General features: G+C 55.4%; 4 protein-coding genes and 2 pseudogenes. 2 read left to right on the top strand and 4 right to left on the bottom strand.

Annotation, left to right across the window (positions count from 1 at the left end; genetic code table 11):
- A pseudogene (locus BSU04_RS45105) lies at nt 1–170 on the bottom strand (IS110 family transposase); the annotation flags it as partial.
- Between the two features lie 389 nt (nt 171–559).
- On the opposite strand from BSU04_RS45105, the gene BSU04_RS00325 reads away from it, so the two are divergent.
- The gene (locus BSU04_RS00325) at nt 560–2,230 is read left to right on the top strand and encodes a S1/P1 Nuclease (RefSeq protein ID WP_144021080.1); all 1,671 of its coding nucleotides are present in this window, start codon (nt 560–562) and stop codon (nt 2,228–2,230) included.
- 85 nt (nt 2,231–2,315) lie between these two features.
- Here BSU04_RS00325 and BSU04_RS00320 read toward each other — a convergent pair whose 3' ends face one another.
- The 3 genes from BSU04_RS00320 to BSU04_RS00305 form a co-directional block, all read right to left on the bottom strand.
- Nucleotides 2,316–3,233 (bottom strand): CHAD domain-containing protein, encoded by a 918-nt coding sequence (locus BSU04_RS00320; RefSeq protein WP_089158731.1) that lies wholly within the window; start codon nt 3,231–3,233, stop codon nt 2,316–2,318.
- 865 nt (nt 3,234–4,098) lie between these two features.
- Complete coding sequence (locus BSU04_RS00310; protein WP_089158729.1) at nt 4,099–4,302, bottom strand: DUF3562 domain-containing protein; 204 nt, start codon at nt 4,300–4,302, stop codon at nt 4,099–4,101.
- Nucleotides 4,303–4,948: 646 nt separating this feature from the next.
- On the bottom strand, nt 4,949–5,731 hold the full coding sequence (locus BSU04_RS00305; protein WP_089158728.1) for an ATP-binding response regulator: 783 nt from the start codon (nt 5,729–5,731) through the stop codon (nt 4,949–4,951).
- 60 nt (nt 5,732–5,791) lie between these two features.
- Between BSU04_RS00305 and BSU04_RS46985 the strand changes: the two are divergent.
- Nucleotides 5,792–6,040, top strand: a pseudogene (locus BSU04_RS46985) (IS21 family transposase); the annotation flags it as partial.

The raw sequence follows: 6,040 nt of genomic DNA, 5'->3' as shown, positions 1-6,040 counted from the left end.
CCCGAACAGGCCTCCATGCCAATGAGACAGGGTGGCAACTGGGCGATCAGCGCGAGCAGTTGATCACGTGGGACACGCGGTTTGATCAATACCGGCTTGCCGGATTCATCCACGCCGTGAACCGCAAAGACGTTCTTGGCAAGATCGATTCCGATGGTGACAATGGACATGGACTTCCCCTTTCGCTGGTGTTGATGAAGGTCGAGACTTCATCATGGCACTTTGATGCCGAATTGCGGCTTCCGCCGCAGCCTCGGGACGGGGAAGTCCCTTTCATTCGACAGAGCCCCAGATGGTACCCCGAACACTTTATCTGCCTGATGGCCGGTCAGTACCCGTTTGTGTGGTCGCCGTCGAACCAGCGACAGCTCATCTAACGAAACCCGCAGATACCCGATGGCCACGTACGTACATCGGCGGTGGTTGCCCGATTGTCGTCGACGTACAAGGCCAGCAGCATACCGCGAGCGTCGTATGCTTAGTCACAGATGGACACACGACGTACGCGCTCACGAATCGCCACGTCTGCGGGCGTCCCGGCGAGCGAATCAGTGCGCGGGTGAGAGGCGAGTTAAAAGAGGTTGGCCGAGCGTCGGATAAGCAGATAACCCGCGAAGCATTCTCTTCGGTCTTTCCTGCGCTGCCAAGTGCTCGGACTTACCTCACGCTCGACGTGGGTCTCATTGAGGTGGACGACATAAATGACTGGACCAGCCAACCGTTCGGACTTTCAAATCCTGTCGGGGATATCGCGGATTTGACCGAACTCAATCTTGGGCTTCAACTTATTGACCAGCCGGTCGCCGCGTTCGGCGCGGCGTCGGGCGCGCTCCATGGAGCAATCAAAGCACTGTTTTACAGACACAAATCGATAGGCGGCTATGATTTCATCTCGGAGTTCCTCATCGCTCCAGAAGACGGCGCTGTGCAGACGATGCCGGGTGATTCCGGAACAGTATGGCATCTACAAACTGTCGCTAGCGGCAAGGAAACGATACTTCGACCGATGGCGGTTGAATGGGGCGGCCAAGCATTAGTCGGAAGCGACCGGGAGCGGTTTAACTACGCCTTGGCTACGGGGTTAGGAACGGTTTGCCAGCTCTTGGACGTGGACTTGATTCAAGGGCACAACACGGGCGCCAATCCTTTTTGGGGACAGACGGGGCACTACAGCATCGCGACGGCAGCGATAGACCACGTCAAGAATGAAAAGTTAAAGGCGTTTCTCACAGCAAACGTGAAACGCATTAATTTTCCGCCCGAACAGCTCTCGCCAGGCCAAATTCGCAAGGCGCTTGCTAACGGCGATTTTGTCGAACTAGCGGACGTGCCAGATTTGGTCTGGAAGAAGGTGAAGAATAAAGTGCCTGGCGGACGGGACTATGCGCAGAACGCGGGGCCCGAGCATCCTAATCACTATGCGGATATTGATAAACCAGATGCGACCGGCAAGACATTGCGCGATTTTTCGTTGGAGAGCAGCAGCAACATGACCGTGCAAGCGTGGCAGAAATGGTACGAAGCGAATGGGAACACTGACGCGCGGTCGCAAGGCTTGCTGCCTTTTCGCGTCTGGCAGCTTTTCGATGAAATGGTCGTGCGGCTTCGCGAAGGCAACATGCCTCGATTTCTTTGCGCGGCCGGCATCGTCTCTCACTACGTTGGGGACGCGTGTCAGCCGTTGCATGGCTCCTATCTATCTGATGGTTATCGCGAACAGCAGCAACCGGGTGCGAAAAGCTGGCCAGGCAAGGGCGTGCACGCAACCTATGAAGATAAAATGGTGGACCGATATTCAAGCCAGCTTTTAGCTGCAATACCGTCGGCGGCGCAAGACTTTCCGAAACTTCGAGTCAATATTACCAACGGGCAAAGTGCGGCAACCGCAACGGTCGAGCTGATGGCTGCGGCGGCGACAGTGATTTCGCCCACAGAACTATGCGACGAATACATCCGGTTAGGTGGAGGGAGTTCCGTGCGCGTGGTGGACGGACTCTGGAGCGCCTTCGGAGAAAAAACTGCCATCCTTATGGCTGGTGGCGCTCTGAGCCTCGCGGGATTATGGGATGCAGCATTTGAAGGGGCAGCCGTTCGGTGGCAAGGAAACGCCGAAGAAATCGATGCAAAAGCGCTTGCGGCGATTTATCAGGACGCGACCTTCGTACCCTCGCTCACGCTCGACAAAATCGAAAGCGTTCTTTTGCCGGCTCAAGCAGAAAAACAAAAGTGAATGCTGTACTCGCTTACGTCTGACCACAAACAGTTGATGTTTGGCTGGAGCGTGCCCGTCTCATATAAAGAAAAGTACAGCCGGCTCAGCGCTCTTTGATACGTCTGATATGCCGCTGTGCGGCGCGCAGACGTCGCGTTTTTTCCTTGGTCATCCAATTGAGCGTTTGCGTCAAGTCGTTTTCGCCTATCCCAGAGAGGGGTGTCTCACGAAGTTTGACCTCGCTAACAACAACGTCGTTGAGGTTGCCTAATTGGGTTTGGAAAGTCATCAGCCGCTTGATGTTTTTGTCGTGATGACCGGCTAGTAGAGGCGCGAAAAACTCAAGCAAGTACCTGAGCTTCTTTCCAGCGATACGTACTTCATGCAGCGCATCAAAATCGGGGAGCTTGTGGCGATGTGCTTGTTTAATGGAGGTCCTCAGCGCCTTCTCAGCTTTACGCACCCGTGTCTCGGCGAACTTGTTCACCGGCTCGTCGCCATGCTCTTCCAGCTGTCGCAGGGTTCCGAGCAGCACGCTTCGCATGTGGGTCTCGATATCAGCATGCTTTAAGGTGGCCCAGGTGGATGACAATGCAAGCTCCCGTTGAACGGCAAGAGCTGGAGCGAGGTTTTCTACTATCGCACTGCATTGGCGGGCGGATGATAGAAGCGCGCATAAAACGTCCCAGTCCCGTGTGTCTCCCGCTACTCCTGCAAGTCGCTTGAATTCGTCGCGTTCAAGCTTCGCTTGTGCGCTATCCATCAGAGGCGCAAACGCCCACCATAGTGCGCGTAGTTGTCGCAGCGCTACTCTAAACTTGTGCAGTGTTTCGGCGTCCCCCTGAGACACCAGCTGGTGCGCCCGAGCGGTGACTTGCCCGACGACTGGGTCTGCTAATGCGAAGAACGCGGCTGGAACACTCATATGCTTTGTTAGCCGCGAGACTGACTTGTCGTCCAACGACGACACAGACCGGACCGATGCATTCACATTCGCTTGACCACTATCGCGGTTGTTCATTGGGAACCCTTCTTTTCGCGTTGCCGTGTAAGAGCAGGACCAGAGATTTTGCTTCCACAATAACGTGAGCAAGTCCGATGCCGTTAAAGCGTCTTTCGGTCCGCACTAAGCGCACGCTATATCAGAGCCCGAAACGACTTGACCATGAATCAACGACGTACCGGCGATAATGCGACGTTTCGCACCTCCAATTGCAACGCAGATGCCGAGCTGAAGAAAATTTTGTGTCGGTTATGTGACAGCGGTCAGCGGCCGACTCAGCAATAAGCGTCCATCACCGTCGATGCGTGCTCGCACTGATAATTTTGAAAAATTACAATGGTCTGAGAGCCGATTGTCCCAGTACAAATCAGCGAAACAGCATGGGGACCTGTTCAACTTTTACCGACGTCAACGCGTCACTTTTGGGGTATCAAATTTCGCCATGCATATGGAGCTCCTGCTGCAAGTTCTGGGGCGCCATCCAGCCTTCGTCGGAGTGATTGTTCGAGTCACACGATGAAGGAAGTTTTCGAGGTAAAAGGGGGCATTTATGTTGGAAAAGCCAGTTCGCGCAAGCCGCGACGTCGATTCCACGACATTGTGTGCCGAATTTTGCAGAGACACTGGCCGGCTGCGCATTTTGCGAGACGGTAAAATTATCACTGAGTCGTTTCCGCCAAATTCGTGGCTTGCAATAGCAACGGTCGCCGGTTACAGCAGCTTTGGCACGCGTCCTAATGAGCGTGACCTATCGCTTTTACTCGACGATGTTTATCCTGCAAACACGGTCTAAGCTAAGCTTGCGTTCCCGGATGTTCAGTGACGCATACGTTGGCGTTCTATTGAGACCCGCAATACGTCTTGCCCAGCGGAAGCCCAGGATTCAATGGAGCTGCTTTTGAGCGTCTCTGAGCGCCGCGCGTACGCGCTTAGCGGCGAACAGCGGCACGAAGTCGTGAACGACCGCCCCTTCACCAAATTCCGCCATCGTGAGTGCATAGAGCTTGGAAACGACGTCGGCAGAGGTATTTGTCTCGGCCGCTATTTGTTGAACAATTTCGTTGGCATCCGCAACCGTTGTCGTCATTTCGATTCCATAGAGAAAGTCCGCGCTCACGTAGTAGAGACGCGACGGTTCCAGAACGCAAATTAATCTTGCCTATGAACGCCGCCGGTCGAAAGCTGACACTGCGGCAGGAAACATTTCGAGGCCTGACTTACCAGGCCGAGCAGGTGTCGCTGGAAGTGTCCAATTCCGCTCTCGCTCATGTAGCAGCGGAGCGGCGAAGGAAAGCATGATTCGGCACCATCCACTTTGGAGGTCGTCCTTGGTCAGCGGTTTTCTGTTTTGCGTCCACGCGACGGTTGCTCAATCCATTCGCAAGGGTTTGGCTCGGTGGTTGTCCCCGACCCGGTACAGTGGCGCAGAGGACCTCAGATGCTCCGATGCCGGCATTACGTCCAGATATGCGAGCGCGACGTCCTGCAGGTATCTCGGAGCGCCGTTCCTCATCGGCGTCGAATTCAACAAGTGGGCCTTTGGCACCAGGCCGATACCCGATAACTGTTCCCACGCGGTCCTAGTCCCGTTTCGCCGAGTCACTTTCAAGTTGCAGGAGCCGTTCGTCGGTCAGTTTTACTCGGGCGCCTACATTCAGTCGGTTCATTCGCACCTCGGTCGACGTATGGCTAATAGGAGAGCGGTGGCGGGCAGTGATTCAAACGACTTGCATCTACCGCTTGCGAGGCAGACGCCTTTCTGCGTGCAGCTGTTGAATAAGTTGCCCAAGCTTGGCGACATTAGCGGGCTTAGAGACATGCGCATCGAACCCTGCTCGTAAGGCTGCCTCGCGGTCGGTATTCGTTGAATAACCAGTTATTGCGACAAATAAGGTTGCCGTGAAACCTTCCAGTTTTCGAAGCTCCCGGACCAGCGCATACCCATCCATACCCGGCAGGCCTACATCACTCAAGACGACGTCAGGCGCCGCTGTGCTTGCGAGAACCAACGCCTCTGCCCCCGAGTAAGCCACAAACGTTGAATACCCCAATAGCTGAAAATACATTGCCATTGCGTCTGCAGTGTCACGATTGTCGTCTACCACGAGTATGGACAGCGGAAATTCGGGGAGGGTGCGCTCAGACGACGGCAGTGCCGAGTCATCGTTCGACGATAGAGACTGCCGCAATGTCAGCGTAAATTCGCTGCCTCTTCCCAAGCCGGCACTTCGAGCGGTTAGGGTGCCCCCATGCATTTCTGCCAGTCGGCGTGCGAGCGTTAGCCCAAGTCCCATGCCGCCGGCTGACCGAGCCGACGACCGGTGGGTTTGCCGAAACAACTGGAAAATATCCTCGATATCTGTGGCGGCTATGCCTACCCCGTCGTCTCGCACGGTAATGGCAACGTGTGTCGCGTCTGCTGGTGCGCGACAATTGGGAAGTCCGCTTTTGCGACAACTATGATGGCCGGTGGTGAGGTGTCGAAGGCGGCGTAGCCGCCGTAGACGACGAACCACCGGCAGCGCTGATTCGGCGGGGAATAGGATGGTCGACTGCAGCTAAAGAGCAGTTCGCCAATGTCTGGAACCCACATCACCGATCGACAGGTTCATCTCTACATGACCAAGCGCAAAGACCACACACAGGAAGTTGCCGCCGCGAAAGCAGGTATGAGCGTGCGTACGGCTCGCCGCGTAACCAAAGCGACCGAGTTGCCCTCGCAGAAACCAGAACGCGATTGGCGGACGCGGACAAATCCCTTTGCCGACGTTTGGGATAGCGAAATCGTGCCGTTGTTACGCTGTTCGCCGAAACTCAAAGCCATC

Source organism: Caballeronia sordidicola (genome assembly GCF_002220365.1).
Lineage (GTDB): Bacteria > Pseudomonadota > Gammaproteobacteria > Burkholderiales > Burkholderiaceae > Caballeronia > Caballeronia sordidicola_C.
This window is presented reverse-complemented; position numbering and strand designations above follow the sequence as displayed.

Excerpts from the sequence above, each read along its gene's own strand:
- BSU04_RS00320 (WP_089158731.1), bottom strand. The coding sequence starts at position 3,233 with ATGAACAACCGCGATAGTGGTCAAGCGAATGTGAATGCATCGGTCCGG.
- BSU04_RS00310 (WP_089158729.1), bottom strand. The coding sequence starts at position 4,302 with ATGACGACAACGGTTGCGGATGCCAACGAAATTGTTCAACAAATAGCG.